Source organism: Rhizobium herbae, from assembly GCF_019511375.1.
GTDB classification, from domain to species: Bacteria; Pseudomonadota; Alphaproteobacteria; order Rhizobiales; family Rhizobiaceae; genus Pararhizobium; species Pararhizobium herbae_A.
The window spans coordinates 414515-437014 of the sequence record NZ_JAEUAO010000004.1; the positions used below are offsets into that span (position 1 = coordinate 414515).

A 22500-nucleotide genomic window follows, 5' to 3' on the forward strand; every position below is an offset into this window, starting at 1 on the left:
CCGTTCCCTTTCAGCATTCGAAACGTGCCACGAAGAATAACACTCTTTGTGGCGAAGACGAGGGCGGCAACGCAATCGTGATCGAATTCGTACGTCTGTGGTTGACGCTATCAACAGCGGCAGGGCACGAGCGGTGGGCTCAGTCGAGCCAATCCGGTACCGAGTCGAGCCCGATCAGGTCCTCGTAGGTCGTGCGTGGGCGGACCACGTGGAAACGGTCGCCGTTGACCAGCACCTCGGGCACCAGCAGGCGGCTGTTATAGGTGCCGGCCTGCACAGCGCCATAGGCGCCGGCGGTGCCGACGGCGATGAGATCGCCGGGCTTCGGCATCGCCATTTCGCGGTCGAGGGCCAGATAATCGCCGGTCTCGCAGACGGGGCCGACCACGTCGGCCTTGATGCGGGGCGCATTGGCGGCGGAAATCCGGACCGGCCGGATTTCATGATAGGCCTCGTAAAGCGTCGGGCGGATCAGGTCGTTCATGGCGCCATCGACGATGACGAAGGTCTTCGAGCCGCCGTCCTTCACATAGATGACCTCGGTCACCAGAATGCCGGCATTGCCGACGATCAGCCGGCCCGGCTCGGTGACGATCTTGCAGTTCAGGTTGCGCAGCTGGTCCTTGACGATGTTGGCATAGGCGTCGGGCAGGGGAGGCGGATTGTTGTCTTCCTTGTACGGTACGCCAAGCCCGCCGCCGACATCGACGTGATCGATCGCATGGCCGTCGGCGCGCAGCGTATCGACCAGCTCGCGCAAGAGCTTGAATGCATCCTCGAACGGCTGCAGCTCGGTGATCTGGCTGCCGATATGCATGTCGATGCCGGTCACCTTGATGCCGGGCAGCGTCGCTGCATGGGCGTAGACGGCGCGGGCGCGCTCCCACGAGATGCCGAACTTGTTTTCCTTCTTGCCGGTCGAGATCTTCGCGTGCGTTCGCGCATCGACGTCCGGATTGATGCGGAAGGAAACATGCGCCTTTTTGCCGAGCCGAACGGCGCGCGCGTTGAGGATCTCGAGTTCCGGTTCGGATTCGACGTTGAAGCAGTAGATGCCGGCCTCGAGCGCGAGGTCCATTTCCGCTGCCGTCTTGCCGACGCCGGAGAACATGATGCGGCTTGCCGGAATGCCGGCCGCCAGGGCACGGCGCAGCTCGCCGCCCGAAACCACGTCGACACCGGCGCCCAGCCGTCCAAGGGTCTTCAGCACGGCCTGGTTGGAGTTGGCCTTCATCGCATAGCAGACCATGGCGTCGATATCGGCGAAGGCCTTGGAGAAGACCGAATAGTGCCGTTCGAGCGTTGCGGTGGAATAGCAATAGAAGGGCGTGCCGACCGCCTTGGCGATGTCGATGACGGAGACGCCTTCCGCAAAGAGAATGCCGTCGCGATATTCGAAATGGTTCAAGGGAGTGCCCTGTTAAAGGAGAGGATCAAGGAGAAAGCGCTTGTCCTGCACCTCATCCTTCTTTTCGACGGTGCCCGGTGCTGCCTTGGTATTGATCGGCGCGGTCGAACCCGGTCGATCAAGGTCGCCCTTGCGGCCGCAGCCGGACAAGGTCAGGCCGGCGATGGCAAGCGCAGCAAGCAGATAGGTGGTGTTTCGCAGATGCATGGATGCTTCCCGGTCAGGGTGGTGAGCCCTTCTTGCAAAATTCGTCAGAACTCATATCGGCTTTTCAGGGGCTTGTGCACCCTGAATCTTGACCTCAATTGCGACCCCGCCACCAGGCGATCTGCTTCTTCACTTCGCTCGGTGCCGTGCCGCCAAACGAGGTGCGGCTGGCAACCGAGGCCTCGACCGTGAGCACGTCGAACACCTTGTCGGTGATATCCGCATGGATCGCCTGCAGCTCTTCAAGCGACAGTTCGGCAAGCTCGCAGCCCTTCTGTTCGGCCAGCGCCACCGCCCGGCCGGTGACGTGATGGGCGTCGCGGAAGGGCAGGCCGGCCTCGCGCACCAGCCAGTCGGCAAGATCGGTCGCCGTGGAATAGCCGGAGCCGGCGGCGGCCTTCATACGGTCGGCGCGGATGGTCATGTCGCGCACCATGCCGGTCATCGCGGCAATGGCGAGTTCCAGGCTTTCGGCCGAATCGAAGACCTGTTCCTTGTCTTCCTGCATGTCCTTGGAATAGGCGAGCGGCAGGCCCTTCATCACCGTCAGAAGTGCGATGAGCGAACCGTTGATGCGGCCGGTCTTGGCGCGGACCAGCTCGGCTGCATCCGGGTTCTTCTTCTGCGGCATGATCGAGGAGCCGGTGGAAAACGCGTCCGACAGGCGCACGAAGCCGAATTGCGGCGTCGACCAGATGACGATCTCTTCGGCGAGCCGTGACAGGTGGGTGGCGCAGATCGAGGCGATCGCCAGGAATTCCAGCGCGAAGTCGCGGTCCGACACGGTGTCGATCGAATTGCGCGTCGGTTCGCGAAAGCCGAGTGCCTTGGCCGTCATGTGGCGGTCGATCGGAAAGCCGGTGCCGGCAAGCGCCGCAGCACCGATCGGGCTTTCGTCCATGTGCTCGATGGCATGGCGCACGCGCGAGCGGTCGCGGCCGAACATCTCGACATAGGCCATGCAATGATGGCCGAAGGTGACGGGCTGGGCGGTCTGCAGATGGGTGAAGCCGGGCATCACCGTCTCGGCATGTTCCTCGGCGCGGTCGAGGAAGGCGGCGATCAGCGCCGTCAGCATCTTCTCAGTCTTCTGCAGTTCTTCCTTCACCCAGAGGCGGAAATCGAGCGCCACCTGGTCGTTGCGCGAGCGGGCGGTGTGCAGGCGCCCGGCGGCCGGGCCGATCAGGGTTGCGAGCCGCGCCTCGACGTTCATATGGATGTCTTCGAGCTGGCGGGAGAATTCGAACTGGCCGCTTTCGATCTCTGACAGGATCGTGCTCAGGCCGTGAACGATCTTGTCTTTATCCTCGGCGGAAATGATGCCTTGATGCGCAAGCATGGTCGCATGCGCTATCGAGCCGCGGATATCTTGGGCGAAAAGCTTCTTGTCGAAGCCGATCGAGGCATTTATCTCCTCCATGATCGCGTCCGGCCCTTGCGCGAAGCGTCCGCCCCACATCTGGTTGGAGGATTTGGTTTCGGAAGTGCCGTCGCCCATGAAGAATGCCCGCCCTGGAGAATGACCCAATTGGAAAATGAAATGACAGACCGGAAGAAACGCCTTCCCGCCGCCAGACTGGTTGTGATCGCTGCCCTCTTCGGGCTGATCGCCGGTGCGGCAGCGGTATACGTCAGGGAAAGCGGGTCTGGCAATGGTGCGGCGGTGGAAACAGCAGGCGCAAGGGCCTGCGAGGCGGCCAAGGACCGCGTTGCGGCGATCACGCCGTTCCTGAAGGGCCAGGTCGCCGCCATGGCACCCGTCAGCCAACCGCGTCGGCTCGCCGGATTGAGCTTCAAGGACAAGGACGGCAAGGACCGGACGCTTGCCGATTTCACCGGCCGGACCATCCTTCTCAATCTCTGGGCAACGTGGTGTGTACCCTGCCGCGAGGAAATGCCGGCGTTGAACGCGCTGCAGAAGGCCGAGGGCAGCGACACGTTCGAGGTCGTTGCCGTCAACATCGATATCGGCGACGACGAAAAGCCGAAGGCCTTCCTGAACGAGACCGGCGTGGATGATCTCGGCTATTACCGGGACGCCTCGATGGGCGTCTTCAACGCGCTGAAAAAGGAAGGCCTTGCCTTCGGCCTGCCGGTCACGCTTCTGATGGATGAAAAGGGCTGCCTGATCTCGTCGATGAACGGCCCGGCGGCCTGGGACAGCGACGACGCCAAAGCGCTGGTGAAGGCGGCAGTCGCCGCCGCACGTTCAGGCACTCCTTAGCTGCGAGCCGCCCCCGTCGGCCTGCCGACCCGGGGTGACTGCCTTTGCCGCCATGGCGAGGATCGTTGTTGCGGGCACCGGCTTGGAATAAACGAAGCCCTGCCCGGCGCGGATTCCGAGTTGCAGTAGGACAGCGATCTGCTCCTCCGTCTCGACGCCCTCGGCGACCACGGTCATGCCGAATTTCCCCGCCAGTGCGGCGAGCAGCTCGACCAGTTCCGACGACTTGCGGTCAAGCGTGATACCATCGACGAAGAACTTGTCGATCTTCAGATAGTTTGCGCCGAGCGCATGGATCGCGGACAGGCCGTTGTGACCGGTGCCAGCATCATCGATGGCGACCTGCATGCCGGCATCGATGAGCATTTCCGAGACTGCAGCGGCCTTGTCCTTGTCGGCGATGGCCTGCCGTTCGGTCACCTCCACGACCATCGAGTTGAGGGGAAGCCCAAACTTTGTCGCCTGCGCGGTGAGATTGTCGACAAAATCCGCCGCAAGATATTGGTCCGGGGTTACGTTGAAGCTGAGCTTGAGATGGCTCTGCGCTTGAAGCAGACCGCCGAGCTGGGCGCCGGCCTGCTTCAAGAGTTCTGTCGTCAACCGCTCGATGCGGCCGTTGCTTTCGGCGAGCGGGATGAAGGCGAGCGGCGGGATCACCGCGCCATCGGGCTTGATCCAGCGCGCCAGCATTTCGAAACCCAGAAGCTCTCGGCTTTCCAGGTGGAAGATCGGCTGGAAATACGGCCTTATCTCGCCATTGGCCAAGGCGGCGTCAAGTTCGTCGAGGATCGAGGTGCTGCGGAACATACCGCGTGCGGCAAGCACGCCGAAACCAAGGCCAAAGGCGACGACGATCGTGCTCGTCAGCGGCGACACTGAATGGTTCCATTGCGCAAGAGCGGCGGAATCGACCTTCAGGCTGATCGCGATGGGGTACTGGACGGATTTCTCCTCGAAAATGATGAGGGCCGCCTCATCCCTGCCAGAGCCAGCCCGGGGCACGTGGCTTGCGAACGACGAGCCGTCCGCGAGGGTAAGCTGCATCAGCGCGCTGTCGCGCAGTTCGAGCGGCAGAATCGCAAAGAGCAGTCCGCTGGTCGCGAGAACTTCGATGATGCTTTTTTCCGGCCCGTATTGCCAGCGTACGCCGAGGCCCTTCCAGCCCGGGAAACCAAGCGAAAAGAGCGAATAGTCCGGGTTCCTGGTCCGGTTGTGCTGTGCGGATGCGATCGATTGCTCGAGCGCCTGGTTCCTTTCCTCGTAGCTCCAGCAGGTGCTGTCCCTGGTTTCCAGCCGCATGTTCTTCATGATGCTGGAACCGTAGAGGGCGCGTGTCATCGCCGTCCGGTCGACCGTGGCGCAGGAAGTATGCTGGTTGAACACGACGTCGCTCATTTTCATGACGGCGGAATCGATGGCCTGTTCCGTGCGCGAAAGGGTGTCTCTAACGAGGCGGTGCAATTGCTGCTCGTTCCACGAGGCTATAAAGGCTGTATGCGCCAGCGAGAGGCCGCCGGCAAAAAGGCCGGCAAAGCACATCACGAAAGCTGCGAATTGTAATTTACGCTGAACTGTCATGGCCCGGCCCGTTGCTGAGCCAGGACGGTGGGCGAAACAGGTTAAGATCGGTTGAACGTTTCTACCGCTGATTTAGCCTTGCGGCACCGCTTAGCGCGTCGGAACCGGCGTATCGCCGCGGTAATCATAGAAGCCGCGGCCGGATTTGCGGCCGAGCCAGCCGGCCTCGACATATTTGACCAGAAGCGGGCAGGGCCGGTATTTGGAATCCGCCAGGCCGTCATGCAGCACCTGCATGATCGACAGGCAGGTATCGAGACCGATGAAATCGGCAAGCTGCAGAGGTCCCATCGGATGGTTGGCGCCGAGCTTCATCGCGGTATCGATCGCATCGACGCTGCCGACGCCTTCATAGAGCGTGTAGATCGCCTCGTTGATCATCGGCAGGAGAATGCGGTTGACGATGAAGGCGGGGAAATCCTCGGCAACCGTAATCGTCTTGTCGAGAGCTGTGACGAACTGCTTGGCGGTCTGAAAGGTTCCTTCGTCCGTCGCGATGCCGCGAACCAGTTCGACCAGTTTCATCACCGGCACCGGATTCATGAAGTGGATGCCCATGAAGCGTTCCGGCCGATCGGTCGCGGATGCGAGCCGGGTGATCGACAGGGACGAGGTGTTGGTGGCGAGGATCGCATCGGTCTTGAGAACCGGACAGACCTGGCCGTAAATCTTGCGCTTGATGCTCTCATCCTCGGTGGCCGCCTCGATGACGAGATCGGCCTGGCTGAGATCGTTGAGGTCAACCGAGCCCTTGATCAGCGACAGTGCCTTCTTGCGCTGCTCGTCGGTCAGCTTGCCGGACGATACCTGCCGCGCCATGTTGCCGTTGATGGTTGCAAGACCAGCTTCGACACGGTCGGCGGCGATGTCGTAGATATGCACCTTGTAACCGGCGGCAGCCGATACCTGGGCAATGCCGCAGCCCATCTGTCCAGCGCCAACAATTCCGACATTCTTGATCATCGAGCCGATTTTCCATCATCAGGGCAAAGAATAGTGAAACCGCCAAGGCGGGGTCCGGATGCCAGTGATAAAGGCATCGAGCTTAATTTTCCAGCTTTATTCACGGCATGAGTTACGGAAAACCGGCATGCACGCGGCTTGCAAAATAAAAAACGGCCGCGCTGGTGGGCGCGGCCGCGGATGTCGGTTTCGCAAGGCTCAGAGCGCCTTTTCGAGTTCCGGCAGGACGTCGAAGAGATCGCCGACGAGGCCGTAGTCGGCGACCTGGAAGATCGGCGCTTCCTCGTCCTTGTTGATGGCGACGATGACCTTACTATCCTTCATGCCGGCGAGGTGCTGGATGGCGCCGGAGATGCCGCAGGCGATGTAGAGTTGCGGCGCGACGACCTTGCCGGTCTGGCCGACCTGCCAGTCGTTCGGCGCATAGCCGGCGTCGACGGCGGCACGGCTTGCACCAACTGCGGCACCAAGCTTGTCGGCGACGGGCAGGATGACCTGCTGGAACTTCTCCGCCGAGCCGAGCGCCCGGCCGCCGGAAATGATGACCTTCGCCGAGGTCAGTTCCGGCCGGTCGGACGAGGACAGCGCGTCCTTGACAAAGCTGGACAGGCCCGGATTGGCGGCGGCCGCGACGGTTTCCACCGGCGCCGAGCCGCCTTCGCCAGCCGAGGCGAAGGATGCGGTACGCACGGTGATCACCTTCTTCGGCTCGCTCGTCTGCACCGTCTGGATGGCATTGCCGGCATAGATCGGCCGCTTGAACGTGTCTGCCGAGATCACCTCGGTGATTTCCGAGATCTGGACGACGTCGAGCAATGCTGCAACACGCGGCAGGACGTTCTTCCCGACCGAGGTGGCGGCCGCGAGGATGGTGTCATAAGCGCCCGCGAGCGAGACGATCAGCGCCGCCAAGGGCTCGGCGAGATTGTTGGCAAGATCGCTGCTGTCGGCGAGCAGAACCTTGGAAACACCGGTGAGCTTGGCGGCCGCATCGGCGGCGGCTTGCGAGCCCGCGCCGGCAACCAGCACATGCACGTCGCCGCCGATCTTGGTGGCGGCCGTCAGGGCCTTTGCGGTCTGGTCGGACAGGGTTGCGTTGTCGTGATCTGCCAGAAGAAGAATGGCCATGATGAAGTCTCCCTTTTCCTGGACCGTTAAAGCACGCCGGCTTCGTTTTTCAGCTTGTCGACCAGTTCGGCGACGGACTTGACCTTGATGCCGGCCTTACGGCCCGACGGCTCCTCGGTCTTGAGCACCTTGAGGCGGGCCGTCGTATCGACGCCGAAATCGGCCGGCGTCTTCTTGTCGAGCGGCTTCTTCTTCGCCTTCATGATGTTCGGCAGCGAGGCATAGCGCGGTTCGTTGAGGCGCAGGTCCGTCGTCACCACGGCAGGCAGTTTGACTTCGATGGTCTGCAGGCCGCCGTCGACTTCGCGGGTGACCGCAGCCTTGCCGTCGGCAATCTCGATCTTGGAGGCGAAGGTGCCTTGCGCCCAGCCGAGCAGGGCCGACAGCATCTGGCCGGTCTGGTTGGAATCGTCGTCGATCGCCTGCTTGCCGACGATGATCAGTCCCGGCTGTTCGGCCTCGGCGACGCCCTTGATGATCTTGGCGACGGCGAGCGGCTCGACCTGATCATCCGTCTCGACCAGGATCGCCCGGTCGGCGCCCATGGCCAGCGCCGTGCGCAGCGTCTCTTCAGCCTTGGCCGGACCGACGGAGACGACCACCACCTCCGACGCCTTTCCGGCCTCCTTCAGTCGCAAAGCCTCCTCGACCGAAATCTCGTCGAACGGGTTCATCGACATCTTCACATTGGCAAGCTCGACACCCGATCCATCCGGCTTCACCCGGATCTTCACGTTGTAGTCGACGACCCGCTTCACGGTGACAAGAACTTTCATAGTGTCCTTCCTTACAAGACGTTTGCCGAGAAAATGCGCTTTAACGCAGGTGCCTGATTGTCGGTTGGCGACATCGATACGCGTTTTTTCTCCAATTACAATCTTTGCCTCTCCCGCGGCCAAAAGAATGAAGCGGGAAAATTACTTACGTTTACGTGTGCGTCAATATTGAATCGTAATCGCAGGGCAGAAGTTTGCGGCCCTTTGTCAAAAGAAGACATCTCGACCGTCGCTAAGGGCCTGTTTTCAACCGACATCCTTCAGGTGTCCCGGACACCGTTCAGGACGGCCTTCCCCAAGGCGTGGGCTTTCTTGTGCGCTCTGCTGGCATGGGCGATGACATGGCGGGCGTCGCCTCGACATGCTGGACGGCGCGCGGGGTAACGATCGTACGGTCGAACAGGGGCACGTCCCGGCGTCGCAAAATGACCACCAGGACAAGCCCGGCGATGATGCCGCCGACGTGCGCGCCCCACGAGACGCCGCTCTCGGGATCCGCCACGAGCATGAAGAACTGCTGGCCGATCCATAAGGCGAGCGGAATGAAGGCGGGCAGCGGCAGCGGAATGCGAAACAGCACCAGCACCCAGACGCGCACTTTCGGATGCAGCAGGAAATAGGCGGCGACGACGCCGGAGATCGCGCCGGAAGCGCCGATCAGCGGCGCCTCGGATGCCGTGTTGGCCAGGCCGTGAGTCAGGGCGCCAGCGGCCGCGCACAGGAGATAGAAGATCAGGTAGCGAACATGTCCGAGCGCATCCTCGACATTATCGCCGAACACCCACAGGAACAGCATATTGCCGGCCAGATGCCAGAAGTCGCCGTGGAGGAAGGCATAGGTCACGTAGGTGGCCCCGTCCGGCACCAGCACGAGCTCGGGTGTCAGTTGCGCATGCTCGAAGGCGATGGCGGGAATGTAGCCAAGCCCGAGGATGGTGGCGTTGGAAAAGGCCTCCGGCACCATGAGCGGCCCGGTGAGCAGCCACATGGCCACATTGACGATGATCAGGCTGATCGTGACATACTGGACCTTGATGTGCTTCAGGGAATTCGCGTCGTGCAGCGGTATGAACATGAAATCCCCTGTAGGCTGGTAGCGTCACGAGGCTACCTGTTTTTTCCCGGAACCCAAAGCACATCCGACTTGCCCTTGCCGTTCGTCCAGCGCGCCGCGACAAAGAGGAAATCCGACAGGCGGTTGATATAGGCGAGCGCTTCGCGACTGACGGCCTCACCCTCCATCCGCGCCAGTTCGACCATCTGCCGCTCGGCTCGCCGGGCGACCGTGCGGGCAATGTGCAGCGCCGCCGCCGCGCCGCTGCCGCCTGGCAGCACGAAGGAGCGCAGCGGATCGAGCTCGGCGTTCAAGGCGTCGATCTCAGTTTCGAGCCGGATTACCTGCGCCGCGATGATGCGCAGCGGCTCGTAAGCCAGCGTCTCGCCTGTGTCCGGCGTCGAAAGATCGGCGCCGAGGTCGAAGAGGTCGTTCTGGATGCGCATCAGCATCGCGTCGAGATCCGTGAACTCGGCGGTCTGCTGGCGCGCCAGTCCGATGAAGGAATTGGCCTCGTCGATCGTGCCGTAGGCTTCGACACGCAGATCGCTTTTCAGCCGGCGCGGCCCGGCGGCGAGACCCGTCGTGCCGTCATCACCGGTCCGCGTGTAGATTTTGTTGAGCTTCACCATCGTTCAGCGACCCCCGCCGGTGATCCACAGCGTCAGCATGATCAGAACGATCGCCACCGCCTGCAGAAACACACGCGCCTGCATCAGCTTGTTGGAGGTATTGCCGTCGCCGCCTCGCATCATGTTTATCAGGCCGCGGATGAGAACGATGACGACGAGGCCCATGACAAGCAGGCTCAGACCGGTCATAAAACTGTTCATGTGATTACCTCGTCTTTCCCTTCAGCCGAGACGGCCGATGATCCGATAGAACAGAGCGGCCGGAAGCAGTTTTTTCAGAATTGCGCCCTGTTTGGCCGGTTGCGTCACGATGTAATGCGGCTTCGGCTTCCTTTCCGTCAATGCGCGTTTCAGCGCAGCATAGACCGCATCCGGCCCCAGCTTGCCTCTGGCAGGTCCGCTCTCGCCTTTCAGGCGCCGCATCTGCCGTTCATATTCCTTGGCGTGCACCGAGCCCTTGATGTCGATGAAGCGCTCGACATAGGCGACCGCATTGGCGGTGAAGCGCGATGTGATCGGCCCGGGCTCGATCAGGCTCACCTCGATGCCGCTTCCGGCAAGCTCCATGCGCATCGTCAGCGTCAGGCCTTCGAGTGCGAATTTCGACGCATTGTAGGCGCCCCGCCATCGATAGGGCACGATGCCGAGAATGGATGAGCATTGCACGATGCGACCGTGGCCCTGCGCCCGCATGGCCGGGATGACCTGCCGCGTCAGGTCGTGCCAGCCGATGACGTTGGTTTCCAATTGTAGACGAAGAGCTTCCACCGGCAGGTCCTCGACCGCGCCAGCCTGACCATAGGCGCCGTTGTTGAACAGCGCGTCCAGCCTTCCGCCAGTGCGGGCAAGCACCTGTTCTACAAGAGACGATATGGTGTCCGGTTTGGTATAGTCCATAAGGAAGGCTTCAATGCCGTCGCTTTCCAGTGGCCCCAGATCCTCCACCCGCCGGACAGTCGCAAACACCCGCCAGCCGTCGCTGGCGAGTGCCCGGGCGCACCAGGCTCCGATGCCGGAAGAGCAGCCGGTGACGATTATCGAGCGACGGTCGGTCATTCTGTTCGAACCCTGTAGAAATTACCGCCCGGTTTCCCATATTCATTAACAGGTTACAATCCGAACAGCATCGCGCAACAGTGGAGAGGAAATGCCGGCCTTCATTCGCATAGCCTGGAAGGTCGTCTTCGACGCGCTCTGGCATTTCAGCGAGGATGACGGCTGGGCGATGGCGAGCCATGTGGCGCTTTCCACCCTTTTGGCGATCTTTCCCTTCCTGATCTTCGGCACGGCGCTCGGCAGCTTTCTCGGCGCCGACCAGTTTGCCACCACCGCCGTGCATTTCATCTTCGATACCTGGCCCGAATCGATTGCCAAGCCGATCTCCGACGAGGTCGTGCGGGTGCTGACCATCCCGCGCGGGGGGCTTTTGACCGTATCGGTGCTGGCGGCCGCATACTTCGCCTCGAACGGCGTCGAGGCGCTGCGGATCTCGCTCAACCGCGCCTACCGCGTCGCCGAAAGCAGGCCGTGGTACAAGACGCGCGTGGCCAGTCTTGGTTTCGTGCTGGCGGGCGTCCTGGTGCTTGCCATGGTCAGCATCCTTCTGGTGGCGGTGCCGCTGGCCATCCGCTATGCCGGAACCTACCTGCCATGGTTCAACAATCTTCTGGCGCTGCTCGACAGCTGGAGCCTTGCCGGTGTCTTCGTCATGCTGACGACCGGGCTGATCGTCAGCCACCTGTGGTTGCCCGACGGACACCGAAAAATCCTCGATGTGCTGCCCGGCATCACCCTGACGCTGGTTGCCTGGTCGATCGGCGCCTACGTCTTTGCCTCCTATCTGGCCACCTTCGCCAACTATGTTTCGACCTATGCCGGGCTCGCCTCGATCATGATCGCACTGGTCTTCCTCTACATCGTCGGCGCCATCTTCATCATCGGCGCGGAGATCAATGCGGCGATCATGAAATACAAGGTGAAACGCATGGTGATGCGCAGCTTCAGGGGCACGAGGGAGAGCGGGACGCAGGCGGCGGAAACCCGCAAGGAAAATATTCTATAGGATCAACGCCCGAACATCGTCCGGCGTCTTTCCGGCTTCCCGGAAAGCCGCAATCCCCGTGTCCTTGTTGCTCTTCGACAACTTGCGCCCGTCCGGCCCGTGGATCAGGCGGTGGTGATGGTAGACGGGCTCGGGAAGGTCGAGCAATCGTTGCAGCAGCCGGTGCACCGCGGTCGCATGATAGAGGTCGCGTCCGCGCACCACATGCGTCACCCCCTGCATCGCATCGTCCATCGTGACCGCGAGATGGTAGCTCGAGGGTGCGTCGGAGCGCGACAGGACGACATCGCCCCAGGCCGCCGGATCGGCGGCGATCTGGCCCGTTTCGCCGTTCGGGCCGGCGCCGGTTTCCTGCCAGGTCAGCGGCGCGTCCAGCTCGGCAATTGCCTTGTCCATGTCGAGCCGCCACGCATGCGGCTTGCCTGCGGCAAGCATCCTCTGCCACCCGGCGGCGGAGAGCTTGCGCTCCTCACCGGGATAGAGCGGTGCGCCGTCCGGATCGCGCGGCCAGGCCTTGCCCTTGGCTTCGAACGCCGCAACCGCGGTCTTGATCGCACCACGCGTCAGGAATGCGGGATAGACCAGGCCCCGGTCGATCAATCGGCCGAGTGCCTGCCGGTAGAGATCGAGATGCTCGGATTGCCGGCGCACCGGTGTTTCCCATGACAATCCGAGCCAGCCGAGATCGTCATAAATCCCGGCTTCGAATTCCGGCGTGCAGCGGGTAAGATCGATATCCTCGATCCGCAGCAGGAAGCGTCCGCTCGTCGCCTTCGCCATGTCATGGTTGAGAATGGCCGACAATGCGTGACCGAGGTGAAGCTGGCCGTTGGGGCTCGGCGCGAATCGAAAGACCGGTTGTTTTGGCAATGGCGCGTTCATGCTTTCTTCTTGCCATGGAAGAAGGCGCCGGGCCATTCGTTTCATTCCGTTGGTGGAGAATCGCGTGAACGCCGCTTTGCGTTGGAGGGTGGGAAATGCGGATCATCCGCACGCATGAGGATATCGCCGCCGGGTTGCAAGGGCTGGTGATGCTCGATGCACGACTGGAGCCGGTGGTTGCCAAGGCCGGACCGGTGCCGTTGCGCCGCGCCGAGCCCGGCTATCGCGGCATCGCCAATATCATCGTCTCGCAGATGGTCTCGAAGGCGAGTGCCGCGGCGATCTGGCGGCGCATGGAAGAGAAGCTCGGCGACATCACGGCCGAGACGGTCCTTGCGGCGAGCGACGAGGATTGCCGCGAACTCGGATTGTCGCACGCCAAGGCAGATGCCCTGCGCGCCGTTGCAAGGGCCGTGGCGCTCGGTGAGCTCGATCTCGCGGCGATTTGCGAGATCGACGGCAGCGTCGCCATTCGCGAAATGACCTCGATCAAGGGGGTCGGACGCTGGACGGCGGAGGTCTACCTGTTGTTCTGCGCCGGTCATCCCGACGTCTTTCCGGTCGGCGACGTGGCGCTGCAGAATGCCGTCGGCCACGCGCTGACGCTGGAGGTCAGACCCTCGGCGCGCGAGCTTGATTCGCTGACGGAGCTCTGGGCTCCGTGGCGCAGTGTCGCCGCGAGGCTTTTCTGGGCCTATTATGCGACCGAGATGCGCCGGGACGGCCTGCCGGTGGCGCCATAAGGTAAAAAGCGAATCTTTTGTTTCCTTTTTCCTTTTGGCTTCACAATCCTGACGCAACGCGCCTAATATAGAAGGTGCAGGTGCCGAATCGAGCAGGAGTATACTGGCTTGACGATTGCAGTCTCACCACACGGCCTTCCAGCGCTCGTGCTGAACGCTGACTACAGGCCGCTGAGTTACTACCCCTTGTCGCTTTGGTCCTGGCAGGACGCGATCAAGGCCGTTTTTCTAGACCGTGTGCATATCCTCGCAGAATACGACCACCAGGTTTCCTCGCCCAGCTTCACCATGCGCCTGCCAAGCGTCGTCTGCCTGAAAAGCTATGTCCAGCCGTCGCGCCATCCGGCCTTCACCCGGTTCAACGTTTTCCTGCGTGACCGGTTCGAGTGCCAGTATTGCGGCTCGCCGGATGACCTGACCTTCGACCATGTGATTCCGCGCTGTTGCGGCGGCCAGACCACCTGGGAGAACGTCGTGGCCGCCTGTTCGCCCTGCAATCTGCGCAAAGGCGGCAAGCTGCCGCGCCAGGCGGGCATGTTCCCCCACCAGAAGCCGTTCCACCCGACGGTGCAGGACCTGCACAACAACGGCCGGCTCTTCCCGCCCAACCATCTGCATGACAGCTGGATGGACTATCTCTACTGGGATGTCGAACTGCAGCCTTGACGGAACAGCGTCACGCACATTGAATGGACGAGCACGAGCAGCGTAAGTCGAAGCTGATGCTGTTTTATGCCTTAGAGCCGGATGATTTTAGGTCGAGTCGACCTAAAATCTGAATCCGCTCTGGAATCAAAGAAGTAGCGCATGATGTCGTCCGAAAACCGCTTACACTTTTCGGCATCATGCTCTAGCGGCACCGCGCAGGGCGATGGCAGCCAGGATGAGGCTGGCGATGACGTTCCATCCCGCGAAGGAAAGGCCGAGAACGCGCAGCGCCGCATCCGTGCAGGAGGGGGCGTGCTTGCTGTCGAGATCGCCGAGCAGGTCGCCGACATCGGTGGAGACGCCCGAAGCCGATGTCGCGCAGGTCGCCGGGCCTTCCCAGAAATGCCATTCGACGCCGGCGTGGTAGACGCCGAGCCCGGCACCGACCAGCATCAGGATGCCGACGATCGTAAGCAGCGACCGCGTCAGCCAGACCGGCAGTTTCACAATCGATGTCACGATGGCGAGAATGCCGATCGGGATGCCCCAGTAATAGGGTGTGCGTTGCATCAGGCAGAGCGCACAGGGGATATAGCCGCCGATATGCTCGAAGGCGAGCGCGCCGCCGACGGTTGCCGCCATGCCGAGCGTGGCGATAAGGGAGGCAGCAAGGCCGCGGGCCGGCTGTGTCTGGCTATGGCTCAAGGAAAGCTCCATTGGGCGTCGTCTCAGGCAAGGAAACGATAGGCGGCAAACATGGCAATCAGCAGGCCGGCAACGGCCGCCGCCAGCATGCCCAGCCGCTTTTCGATGAAATGCCGGATTTCCTCGCCGTAGCGGCGCAGCAGCCAGGCGAGCACGAAGAAGCGTGCGCCGCGGGCGATGATTGCCGAGATGATGAACAGGCCGAGATTGATGTTGGCGGCGCCGGAAAGGATCGTCACCACCTTGATCGGCGGCAAATGCGCAAGGCCCGACGTTACCAGGAGCAGCACCAGCGTCTCGTAGCCGACCGATGCCTTCAAGTGTTCGAAGGCTTCCAGCTTGCCGTAGAACTGCAGGATGGGCCGTGCCAGCGTCTCGAAGGCGTAGTGGCCGATATACCAGCCGGCGATGCCGCCGAGCACCGACGCGACCGTCGCAACCAACGCATAGCGCCAGGCGCGCTCCGGCCGGGCGAGCGCCATCGGCAGGTATAGGACGTCGGCAGGAACGAGGAAGACGGAGCTTTCGACGAACGCTATGACCGCCAGCCAGACTTCAGCGGATTTCCGGGCGGCGAGCGACATTGTCCAGTCGTAAAGGCTACGAAGCATGCGGGCTTTCCAGTTAATCTCGAAGCCTTTTAGGCAGGATTGCCGATGCTGTAAATGATGTGCTGCACCTGCGAAGCGCACAGTTTTGTGATTCCGGCAGGCCCGATCGTCAAAATCCCGGTTGACCGGCGCGAAACGGTTCGTGTACACGCTTTTTGCTACCTCGACGGTATCCGTGCCCCATTGGCGGAACTGGTAGACGCGCTCGACTCAAAATCGAGTTCCGAAAGGAGTGCTGGTTCGATTCCGGCATGGGGCACCAATACCTATTAGCGGAACTACTTCAATTCGATCGGCAAGCCAAAGCGTTACCCCTGGCGGAAGGCAGCAACGGCGAAGGGGATGGCGGCAAAGTCAGATTTCGTACTTGGCAACTGGGACGATCTTGCGGCTTCCCTACGCGAAAGCCCCAAATCCCGTCAGTGGGATGCCCTTTGGTTTCTCAGGTTTCTTTCAATCGCCAGCCCAAGCACCAGAACGCAGCACGTCCACAAGGCTATATAACTGATGGAAAGAAGGTGGGTGGGGTAAGTCGGGTAAAATGCCGTCCTGAATAACGAAACAAAATGCATTATTGGATTGTACGACAGTATATTTTTGAGCTGCGGAGGCATGTATTCCGGGATAAAGAAGACTGCGCTAAAGAAAATTTGAACTCGGGAAAACATGGACCATATAAATTTCCACAGCGGGAATATATATATAATGAAAGAGTTAATTAGGCCTAGGCCAAATGAAAACAGGTAAAGCAGAGGTATGAATTGCACCAGCGCGAGCGGATTGTAGGGCAATGCGTACCGTGAGATCTCAAATAAATCGATGAACGTAAAGAAAGCCGTGAACATCAGCCCAAAGGAAAGGAGTTCCACAAAGCTTCTAGCGATTGCATAATCTACAGGTTGAACGGTGGGTATGCTTGTTACAGACTTGGACGCCTCTATGGCTGAGGCTGCTCTCAGGCTGATTGTACGGAACAGCAATACCGGCAGGACGCCTGTCGTAACGAACAAGAGAAGACTGTCGCCTATCAAGAGCTCGCGGTGCAGATAGGTGAAAATGATCAAATGAGCCACGATAAACACAACGGCCTCAAGCACGTCAAACAACTGACTGAACGCGTGCTTGCTGTTGCGTAGCCTGGCTTCACGGATCATTAAGGCCGTGATCACGCGGATCTGCCTTGTCAATCCCAGCTGAAGAGTGGAAACCATTCGCTTAAGCTCTTCCCTGTGTCGAGTACTCGGTAGCGCGCGCACCCATACACGCTGCGCCGTCTAACCTCAACTGTCTTGGCCCGACGATCGATCCCCTTTCCCCTCGGCGCAGATCTCTGCTGCACCCAAAATCCACGGAACACCCTTGAGATTAATGCCCATCATCAAAAAGACCCTGGCAAAAATCTGGCGATCACGCTCGCTCTCATCTCGGCCGCCGGCGTCTTTCTATATTGGCGCGAAGATCAAGCCAGGACTTAATTTGAACACTGTGCTGGAGCACCGCCGCACATGTGGGCCGTCTAGCGCACAACCGTACTGTGATGTTAGGAGTTGCAACTGACACCCGCTGTGAGGAGCAAGGACGTGCGAGACGGCTTAGAGTTAAATAACCGAGCAGAGTTACTTCAATCTACCTTGGCGGCCGCAGCCCAGGATCAGCGAACGGTCGATGACCAACGTCGAAGTACTGCTCCTTTACTGGATGGAATGTCCTTCCACGATAGTATTCGACATGACGATGATCGCGGCAGCGTCACCGAAATATTCGATCCGCGATGGGGCTGGCACGGCGATCCGCTTGTCTTTTCCTATGCCTTCACAATCCGGCCCGGGCTTGTGAAGGGTTGGGGGTTACATAAGTTGCATGAGGACCGCTATTTCGTGCTGAGCGGCGAGATGGAACTCGTGCTATTTGATCCGAGGCCTGAATCAACCACTTGCGGCAAAATCTGCAAAATTTACCTGTCTGGGTCCCGCCCACGGCTGGTCAATGTACCGAAGTTCGTGTGGCATGCTGACCGCAACATCGGCACAACAGACGTGGTTGTTCTGAATTTCCCAACAATACAATACGATCATTCCAACCCGGACAAATACCGTCTCCCGTTGGATACAGATCTGATTCCCTATAGTTTTGGAGATGCAAAGGGATGGTAGGCCGACCCGGTATCTCAATCCTTATGCCGACCCACTCACGCACGGACGTGATTGGCTTCGCAATCCAATCAGTGCTGGCCCAATCAGTCGAGGACTTTGAGTTGTTGGTGGTGGGCGACGGTTGCGCGCCAGGAACAGCCGAAATTGTCTCAAGCTTCCGCGACCAGAGAATTCGATTCTTTGATCTGCCCAAGGCACCATTCTTCGGCTACGCCAATCGAAACGTGGCGATGAGGGAGGCGAGGGGAAAATACATCGGATTCGCCGCTGACGACGATCTGCTGTTCCCTGACCACCTGGAGATGTTGTTGAAAGGACTGCAAGCGGGCAGCGCGCTGGCTTACAGCCAGGCGCTCTGGGTCTCGACTGACGGAATTTCCGCTCCGTTCATGACGAACTTGACGGCAGATGATGAGCTCGCAACCTTTATGGAGCGCCGGAACAGTATACCGGCGAGCTGTTTTCTCTATCGCGCGGATAGCCTTCCGGTCAGAGATGCTTGGCCTGAGGATGTGGAATCTGCTGCCGACTGGATCCTTTGGCGCAGGATAATTCGGGAAAATCCAAACCAGCCCATCTTCTATTGCCGTACACCAACTGTCCTTCATTTCAGCGCCAAACGCATGGCCTCGCGATATGCGCGAATGCCCGAATTTGCGACCGCGCTGGATGTTGCTGATCAGGTGACCTGGTGGCCATCACCTCTGCGCGTTTCAGTGCCTGACGGGAAAACTGAGCAAGAGGTCTATGCAGGCCACATGCGTGCTGATCCGGAGGGCTGGTGCGAGAAAATTCGAGGCGCGACGTCCGACCTTATCGCGCGATTGGCCTGGGAAGACATTCAAGCGGTGAGGCCATACCTGGCGCAGGTGGAGGAGAAGTTATCAGCCACATGCAACGAACTTGCGGAGTCGCGGGATCGCGCCAATTTGACGATAGGTGAGCTCGGGCGGGCCGAAAGTCAGGTTCTTGAGGCGCAAAACGCCAATCGTATACTGGATGAGATGCTTGCTGCGGCGAATGAAAAAATTGAGCTGCAAGCGCGCGATATAAAGGCAATGCGATCGACAGTAGCTTGGAGGTTGTCAGTGTTGCTCAAGCGCGTGCCATCCCTGCTGCACCGCCAATGAACCTCTTTCTGGAAAAGCGGGAGGGTGCTGCCGTTTTTTGGACCTATTCGCCGATCCGACAGATCGCCTCGTCATCTGAATCCCCCCGCAAAGCCGTGCACGACGCGTGCCGCAGCCTCCCATTGTGCGGTCGCGCCGGGTAAGAGGTTAACGTCAGCATCTGACTGTGGCCGAAACGCTGCAGCCATTGATTTCAGAAGATGCTAATGCTGGTTTGTGAATGCGGCGCGACCTGATCCACCCCGCGCGTTAGTTTTGCGGGGTGGTGCGTCCCCCGGACGTCGGGCCGGCGTCGCCGCGACATCGGTCCAGCGGCAGTGCTGTGCTCCGGCGCCTGAGATCCTCCCGTTCCAAGCTCGGCGTCCCGCCGTCGATACGCCTTTCCGCTGTGGAAAGACGGTGGATATCCTGTGGACAACTTTTCAGATTGGCGGCTGCATCGCCGCTTCTGTTCCTATTATGTTCCTGTGGTTGAGCAGGTCAAGGGCCGCGTCGCGGAACCTATTTTTCGTGATTTCGTTAGTCTTTATCGAGAACGATCGAGTGCAGGAGGAAGTTATGACAAGAGTGGTTGATAAGCGTCTCGCTGCGGCATTGGTTGTTGCGGGTGTCCTGACCGCGCTGCCGTCTGCTCCGCTGGCGCAAGGGTTGGACCTGTACATTGGACCGGGCGGCCCTGACGTGGAATACCGAGAGCCATATCGCAGGGACTATGAATGGCGGGGCGGCTGCAGCCAACGACAAGCCCTCCGCCGCGCCTACAGGCTGGGAATGCGCGATCCCGCTGTGACGTCCATCGGACGCCGGCAGATCGTCGTTGACGGCATCGGCCGTCGCGGTGAATACACGACCCTGCGTCTTGCCAATCGTGAAGGGTGCCCGCGCATCGGATGACCCTCGGGCACAAACCCCGGTCGGTAACAGGGCTTGGAAAGAGTTGGGCGGGGCCAGCGCGAAAAACACCACCGGAAGCGCTGACCCCTATGGCCGTAGCCGACTCGCTCAGCTTACTATCTTCCGGTTGCAGCAAGCAATGCGGCAGAGGTGTTAGGCACTAATGCTTTAGAGTGATGAACAACGCCGACGACCGATGGAAACGCGTCGGCGGCGGTTGTATGCTGGTCGAATAGCATCGGTTATTACAGCGAAAGCGCTCTTGACGCGTGGTCCGCAGCCGACCTCCAGGGAATGCTGCCGGACGATCGGAGCGAAAAATCCCATTTGCGCATGTTGCCTCCTCGCAGGGTTGGTGTGAAAGTCGAAGCTTACCCAGGCCGTCGACCGCAAGAGATCAAGCCGCGGGCAAGCCAACCAACTGAGCAGCACGGAGGAGTTTCCTGTGGGCAGGACATTGGCACTCTTGGTTTGGCTTTGCCTGAGCGTGCCGGCATGGTCGCACGATATCTACGAAGTCGCCTGCTGCGCCGGACGCGATTGCAAGCCGATAGCGGCAAGCGACGTGACGCCGACCAAGAAGGGATGGCTGGTGCGGACGACCGGCGAGATCATCAGTTACAATACCTGGCCCCTCAAGCGCTCCCCCGACGGCCAGTTCCACCGTTGTGCCGCCTTCAACGATTTCGGCCCCAAGGGCCGGACCAAGTGCCTCTATGTACCGGACATGGGGGAATGACGGCATCTAGGCTCGTATCCGGCATTGGCTGATGCGCGCAGAGCGCAACTTGCTTAATCGATATGCAATCTTGCGTTGTTCCTGCAGTGGATAGTGCAGACCGTTTGCCCCAATTCAGCACAGGTCCTGCAGGCTGTTAACCGCCACTCTGCATCGTGATTGCAAAAATTCTTATGGACGCTCAGTCTGAAGCAGGTCAGCCCCAATCGGCACATCCCTAATCGGCACATGGAGATCGAATATGTCCCAGTCTGTTACGTCCGCCGGCGGTCTCGAGGATGTCGAAGCGCTGTCCGGCGCCCTGTTCTCCTGGTGTGCGGAACGAAGCATTCGCCTGCGCAGTCAGGAGGGTGTCAGCGCCGCCGGTGCTGTGATCGAGCTATTTTTTGCGGGGTACACCACCCAGGATGAACTGCTCGGGGCCCTCAGCGATCGCCTCAGCCGCGAGGCGATCTTTGCTTCGTAAGACTGCTCTTGGCCGCAGCCGGCCGGCACGCGTCAGATGATGAAGAAGTCGGCGGCCGTCAGGGCAAGGTTCTTGCTGATCGTCGCAAAAAGCACGGAGCCTCCGGCGGCACTGCCGTTGCTGTCATAAAACAGTTTTCCGGTATCGGTCTCGTAGATGATGCGGTCGGACCCATCATGGGCAACGCCCGCCGCGCTTTTGTAGAATTGCGCCGATGTCAGCGTCCGAGTACCGGAAATCTGCGTGAAGATCGCATTGTCGAGGCGCATCGTGTCGTCAATGACGTTGAAATCCACGATCTTGTCGACGTTTGTAAATTTGTTAAGCGTGGTGTTGAAGAGGAAGGTATCCCTGCCGCCTTCTCCGAGCAACATATCCTTGCCCAGTCCACCGGCGAGCAAGTCGTTGCCGCCGCCTGCCCTGAGGATATTCGCGACCGAATTGCCTGTCAGCTTGTCTGCCGCACCGCCGGTGCGCACGTTCTCGATGCTGGTCAGCGTGTCGATCTTTCCGAAGCCGTCGATCGCCTTGCCGGTCTGGAGATTGACGGTCACGTTGCCTGTGCCGCCGCGCCGGTCGTCGCGATGATACAGGGCCACGTCGGAACCGAGGCCGCCGTTGATCTTGTCGGCGCCGCCAAGCCCCATGAATGATTCACTGACGCCGGAGCCTTTGAATATATCGGCGAACTGGGTTCCGCGAAACTGTTCGAACTCGGTGACCGTTTCGCTGTTGCCCCAGGGGTCGATGACCGTCTTGGCGGTTGCATCCAGATTGATGCCGCGGAAGGCTGAAGGCGTAAAGTAGGCATCGTCGAAATTGAGCGTATCGAAACTGCCGCCGTTGCCGTCATAGGTGTCCTTGCCTTCGCCGCCACAGACGAAATCGTTGCCGGAACCGCCGATGAACTTGTCGTTGCCGCCATATCCGTAGAGGTCCTGGTTGCCGGCACTGCCTTTCAGAATGTCGTTTCCATTCATCAGCAGCCGTGCGATCCCGTTTTGGCTGAGGGTATCGACGGCATCGTCGAAGGCCGCGAGCAGGATATTCAAGCCCGTCAGCGTCTGCATCTTTGTCGTGCCGTCGTTGAGATAGATCTCGATGGCGGTAATCGTTCCGCCGATCGGGTCCTCCGAGGAATCAAAGGTGAAACCGGTGCCGACCAGTTTCAGTTTCAATCCGTTCGTCAGGTTGTACCAGATGTCTGTCGATGTCGTGGCGGTGCGGACAGCCTCATTGGCTTTGACGATCTCCTCGAAAAACGGCATGTAGTCGAATCCCGGCAGGGGCGGGAGGTAATGGTCCGGATTTACGCCGCCGGGAAAAAAGGATGTAAAAGTCGCCACGCAAATATCCTCCCGCAAATTTGAATAAATTACCTAAATTAGTATTTTAGAATGTAATCGCGGTAAAGTCGCAAACCGGCGGCGGACGCTACGTCCAGAGTTGAAGTCTCTCCCACAGAAGTGTTAGTTGCACTGCAACAACACCTCTTTC

25 protein-coding genes and 1 tRNA gene are annotated in these 22500 nt (G+C 60.2%); 10 read left to right on the forward strand and 16 right to left on the reverse strand.

The genetic code is table 11. The features are described from left to right. Nucleotides 1-139: 139 nt before the first annotated feature. From lysA to argH, 3 genes are all read right to left on the reverse strand, one after another. The gene (gene lysA, locus JNB71_RS18785) at nt 140-1408 is read right to left on the reverse strand and encodes a diaminopimelate decarboxylase (protein WP_220373306.1); all 1269 of its coding nucleotides are present in this window, start codon (nt 1406-1408) and stop codon (nt 140-142) included. Nucleotides 1409-1420: 12 nt separating this feature from the next. Then, nucleotides 1421-1615, reverse strand: coding sequence for an LPS translocon maturation chaperone LptM (gene lptM / locus JNB71_RS18790; RefSeq protein ID WP_112856262.1), 195 nt, complete (start codon nt 1613-1615; stop codon nt 1421-1423). A gap of 94 nt (nt 1616-1709) precedes the next feature. Continuing rightward, the gene (gene argH / locus JNB71_RS18795) at nt 1710-3113 is read right to left on the reverse strand and encodes an argininosuccinate lyase (RefSeq protein ID WP_220373307.1); all 1404 of its coding nucleotides are present in this window, start codon (nt 3111-3113) and stop codon (nt 1710-1712) included. 42 nt (nt 3114-3155) lie between these two features. On the opposite strand from argH, the gene tlpA reads away from it, so the two are divergent. After that, a complete protein-coding gene (gene tlpA, locus JNB71_RS18800; protein WP_220373308.1) occupies nt 3156-3839 on the forward strand; it encodes a thiol:disulfide interchange protein TlpA in 684 nt (227 codons plus the stop codon). Here the strand turns inward: tlpA and JNB71_RS18805 are convergent. The 8 genes from JNB71_RS18805 to JNB71_RS18840 form a co-directional block, all read right to left on the reverse strand. Then, nucleotides 3825-5417 carry an EAL domain-containing protein gene (locus JNB71_RS18805; protein ID WP_220373309.1) on the reverse strand — a complete coding sequence of 531 codons (1593 nt, stop codon included), beginning with the start codon at nt 5415-5417 and terminating at the stop codon, nt 3825-3827. The two genes, tlpA and JNB71_RS18805, sit on opposite strands and share 15 nt — an antisense overlap. Nucleotides 5418-5507: 90 nt before the next feature. After that, nucleotides 5508-6380: a 3-hydroxybutyryl-CoA dehydrogenase gene (locus JNB71_RS18810; RefSeq protein ID WP_220373310.1), complete on the reverse strand. Its 873-nt coding sequence runs from the start codon at nt 6378-6380 to the stop codon at nt 5508-5510. A gap of 198 nt (nt 6381-6578) precedes the next feature. Beyond that, nucleotides 6579-7508: an electron transfer flavoprotein subunit alpha/FixB family protein gene (locus JNB71_RS18815; RefSeq protein ID WP_220373311.1), complete on the reverse strand. Its 930-nt coding sequence runs from the start codon at nt 7506-7508 to the stop codon at nt 6579-6581. A gap of 26 nt (nt 7509-7534) precedes the next feature. Further along, on the reverse strand, nt 7535-8284 hold the full coding sequence (locus tag JNB71_RS18820) for an electron transfer flavoprotein subunit beta/FixA family protein (protein WP_112853003.1): 750 nt from the start codon (nt 8282-8284) through the stop codon (nt 7535-7537). Nucleotides 8285-8564: 280 nt separating this feature from the next. Beyond that, entirely contained in the window at nt 8565-9359 is a 795-nt protein-coding gene (locus tag JNB71_RS18825; RefSeq protein ID WP_220373312.1) for a rhomboid family intramembrane serine protease, read from the reverse strand. A gap of 32 nt (nt 9360-9391) precedes the next feature. Then, nucleotides 9392-9970 (reverse strand): cob(I)yrinic acid a,c-diamide adenosyltransferase, encoded by a 579-nt coding sequence (locus tag JNB71_RS18830; protein WP_220373313.1) that lies wholly within the window; start codon nt 9968-9970, stop codon nt 9392-9394. A gap of 3 nt (nt 9971-9973) precedes the next feature. Then, nucleotides 9974-10171: a twin transmembrane helix small protein gene (locus JNB71_RS18835; protein WP_220373314.1), complete on the reverse strand. Its 198-nt coding sequence runs from the start codon at nt 10169-10171 to the stop codon at nt 9974-9976. Nucleotides 10172-10192: 21 nt separating this feature from the next. After that, entirely contained in the window at nt 10193-11026 is an 834-nt protein-coding gene (locus tag JNB71_RS18840; RefSeq protein WP_220373315.1) for an SDR family oxidoreductase, read from the reverse strand. A 91-nt stretch (nt 11027-11117) separates the two neighbouring features. Here JNB71_RS18840 and JNB71_RS18845 point away from each other — a divergent pair, with 91 nt between their 5' ends. Beyond that, complete coding sequence (locus JNB71_RS18845; protein WP_220373316.1) at nt 11118-12032, forward strand: YihY/virulence factor BrkB family protein; 915 nt, start codon at nt 11118-11120, stop codon at nt 12030-12032. On the opposite strand, the gene gluQRS is transcribed toward JNB71_RS18845, so the two are convergent. Continuing rightward, nucleotides 12027-12914, reverse strand: a complete 888-nt coding sequence (gene gluQRS, locus JNB71_RS18850) for a tRNA glutamyl-Q(34) synthetase GluQRS (RefSeq protein ID WP_220373317.1) — start codon at nt 12912-12914, stop codon at nt 12027-12029. The genes JNB71_RS18845 and gluQRS overlap by 6 nt on opposite strands. Nucleotides 12915-13009: 95 nt before the next feature. Between gluQRS and JNB71_RS18855 the strand changes: the two genes are divergently transcribed. Next, complete coding sequence (locus JNB71_RS18855; protein ID WP_220373318.1) at nt 13010-13657, forward strand: DNA-3-methyladenine glycosylase family protein; 648 nt, start codon at nt 13010-13012, stop codon at nt 13655-13657. 108 nt (nt 13658-13765) lie between these two features. Next, complete coding sequence (locus tag JNB71_RS18860; RefSeq protein WP_018327092.1) at nt 13766-14323, forward strand: HNH endonuclease; 558 nt, start codon at nt 13766-13768, stop codon at nt 14321-14323. Nucleotides 14324-14500: 177 nt separating this feature from the next. On the opposite strand, the gene JNB71_RS18865 is transcribed toward JNB71_RS18860, so the two are convergent. Then, on the reverse strand, nt 14501-15022 hold the full coding sequence (locus JNB71_RS18865; RefSeq protein ID WP_220373319.1) for a disulfide bond formation protein B: 522 nt from the start codon (nt 15020-15022) through the stop codon (nt 14501-14503). Between the two features lie 11 nt (nt 15023-15033). Beyond that, nucleotides 15034-15621 (reverse strand): YqaA family protein, encoded by a 588-nt coding sequence (locus JNB71_RS18870; RefSeq protein ID WP_220373320.1) that lies wholly within the window; start codon nt 15619-15621, stop codon nt 15034-15036. Nucleotides 15622-15798: 177 nt separating this feature from the next. Here JNB71_RS18870 and JNB71_RS18875 point away from each other — a divergent pair. Further along, nucleotides 15799-15883, forward strand: a tRNA-Leu gene (locus JNB71_RS18875). Between the two features lie 157 nt (nt 15884-16040). Here the strand turns inward: JNB71_RS18875 and JNB71_RS18880 are convergent. Beyond that, nucleotides 16041-16832 carry an ABC transporter permease gene (locus JNB71_RS18880; protein WP_223215911.1) on the reverse strand — a complete coding sequence of 264 codons (792 nt, stop codon included), beginning with the start codon at nt 16830-16832 and terminating at the stop codon, nt 16041-16043. 369 nt (nt 16833-17201) lie between these two features. Between JNB71_RS18880 and JNB71_RS18885 the strand changes: the two genes are divergently transcribed. The 5 genes from JNB71_RS18885 (at nt 17202) to JNB71_RS18905 (ending at nt 21003) form a co-directional block, all read left to right on the forward strand. Next, on the forward strand, nt 17202-17774 hold the full coding sequence (locus JNB71_RS18885; protein WP_346657287.1) for a dTDP-4-dehydrorhamnose 3,5-epimerase: 573 nt from the start codon (nt 17202-17204) through the stop codon (nt 17772-17774). Beyond that, nucleotides 17768-18904, forward strand: a complete 1137-nt coding sequence (locus tag JNB71_RS18890; RefSeq protein ID WP_220373321.1) for a glycosyltransferase family 2 protein — start codon at nt 17768-17770, stop codon at nt 18902-18904. Before JNB71_RS18885 ends, JNB71_RS18890 begins: the two co-directional genes overlap by 7 nt. 399 nt (nt 18905-19303) lie before the next feature. Continuing rightward, on the forward strand, nt 19304-19798 hold the full coding sequence (locus tag JNB71_RS18895; protein WP_223215912.1) for a hypothetical protein: 495 nt from the start codon (nt 19304-19306) through the stop codon (nt 19796-19798). 445 nt (nt 19799-20243) lie between these two features. Beyond that, entirely contained in the window at nt 20244-20537 is a 294-nt protein-coding gene (locus tag JNB71_RS18900; RefSeq protein WP_220373322.1) for a hypothetical protein, read from the forward strand. Nucleotides 20538-20778: 241 nt separating this feature from the next. After that, a complete protein-coding gene (locus JNB71_RS18905; RefSeq protein WP_220373323.1) occupies nt 20779-21003 on the forward strand; it encodes a hypothetical protein in 225 nt (74 codons plus the stop codon). A gap of 32 nt (nt 21004-21035) precedes the next feature. On the opposite strand, the gene JNB71_RS18910 is transcribed toward JNB71_RS18905, so the two are convergent. Beyond that, on the reverse strand, nt 21036-22349 hold the full coding sequence (locus tag JNB71_RS18910) for a calcium-binding protein (protein ID WP_220373324.1): 1314 nt from the start codon (nt 22347-22349) through the stop codon (nt 21036-21038). Nucleotides 22350-22500: the final 151 nt, after the last annotated feature.

Excerpts from the sequence above, each read along its gene's own strand:
- JNB71_RS18890 (WP_220373321.1), top strand. The coding sequence starts at position 17,768 with ATGGTAGGCCGACCCGGTATCTCAATCCTTATGCCGACCCACTCACGC.
- lptM (WP_112856262.1), bottom strand. The coding sequence starts at position 1,615 with ATGCATCTGCGAAACACCACCTATCTGCTTGCTGCGCTTGCCATCGCC.
- JNB71_RS18880 (WP_223215911.1), bottom strand. The coding sequence starts at position 16,832 with ATGGTTTCCACTCTTCAGCTGGGATTGACAAGGCAGATCCGCGTGATC.
- JNB71_RS18905 (WP_220373323.1), top strand. The coding sequence starts at position 20,779 with ATGTCCCAGTCTGTTACGTCCGCCGGCGGTCTCGAGGATGTCGAAGCG.
- JNB71_RS18870 (WP_220373320.1), bottom strand. The coding sequence starts at position 15,621 with ATGCTTCGTAGCCTTTACGACTGGACAATGTCGCTCGCCGCCCGGAAA.
- JNB71_RS18865 (WP_220373319.1), bottom strand. The coding sequence starts at position 15,022 with ATGGAGCTTTCCTTGAGCCATAGCCAGACACAGCCGGCCCGCGGCCTT.
- JNB71_RS18830 (WP_220373313.1), bottom strand. The coding sequence starts at position 9,970 with ATGGTGAAGCTCAACAAAATCTACACGCGGACCGGTGATGACGGCACG.
- gluQRS (WP_220373317.1), bottom strand. The coding sequence starts at position 12,914 with ATGAACGCGCCATTGCCAAAACAACCGGTCTTTCGATTCGCGCCGAGC.
- JNB71_RS18820 (WP_112853003.1), bottom strand. The coding sequence starts at position 8,284 with ATGAAAGTTCTTGTCACCGTGAAGCGGGTCGTCGACTACAACGTGAAG.
- JNB71_RS18825 (WP_220373312.1), bottom strand. The coding sequence starts at position 9,359 with ATGTTCATACCGCTGCACGACGCGAATTCCCTGAAGCACATCAAGGTC.
- JNB71_RS18845 (WP_220373316.1), top strand. The coding sequence starts at position 11,118 with ATGCCGGCCTTCATTCGCATAGCCTGGAAGGTCGTCTTCGACGCGCTC.
- JNB71_RS18840 (WP_220373315.1), bottom strand. The coding sequence starts at position 11,026 with ATGACCGACCGTCGCTCGATAATCGTCACCGGCTGCTCTTCCGGCATC.
- JNB71_RS18855 (WP_220373318.1), top strand. The coding sequence starts at position 13,010 with ATGCGGATCATCCGCACGCATGAGGATATCGCCGCCGGGTTGCAAGGG.
- argH (WP_220373307.1), bottom strand. The coding sequence starts at position 3,113 with ATGGGCGACGGCACTTCCGAAACCAAATCCTCCAACCAGATGTGGGGC.
- JNB71_RS18815 (WP_220373311.1), bottom strand. The coding sequence starts at position 7,508 with ATGGCCATTCTTCTTCTGGCAGATCACGACAACGCAACCCTGTCCGAC.
- tlpA (WP_220373308.1), top strand. The coding sequence starts at position 3,156 with ATGACAGACCGGAAGAAACGCCTTCCCGCCGCCAGACTGGTTGTGATC.
- JNB71_RS18835 (WP_220373314.1), bottom strand. The coding sequence starts at position 10,171 with ATGAACAGTTTTATGACCGGTCTGAGCCTGCTTGTCATGGGCCTCGTC.
- JNB71_RS18810 (WP_220373310.1), bottom strand. The coding sequence starts at position 6,380 with ATGATCAAGAATGTCGGAATTGTTGGCGCTGGACAGATGGGCTGCGGC.
- JNB71_RS18805 (WP_220373309.1), bottom strand. The coding sequence starts at position 5,417 with ATGACAGTTCAGCGTAAATTACAATTCGCAGCTTTCGTGATGTGCTTT.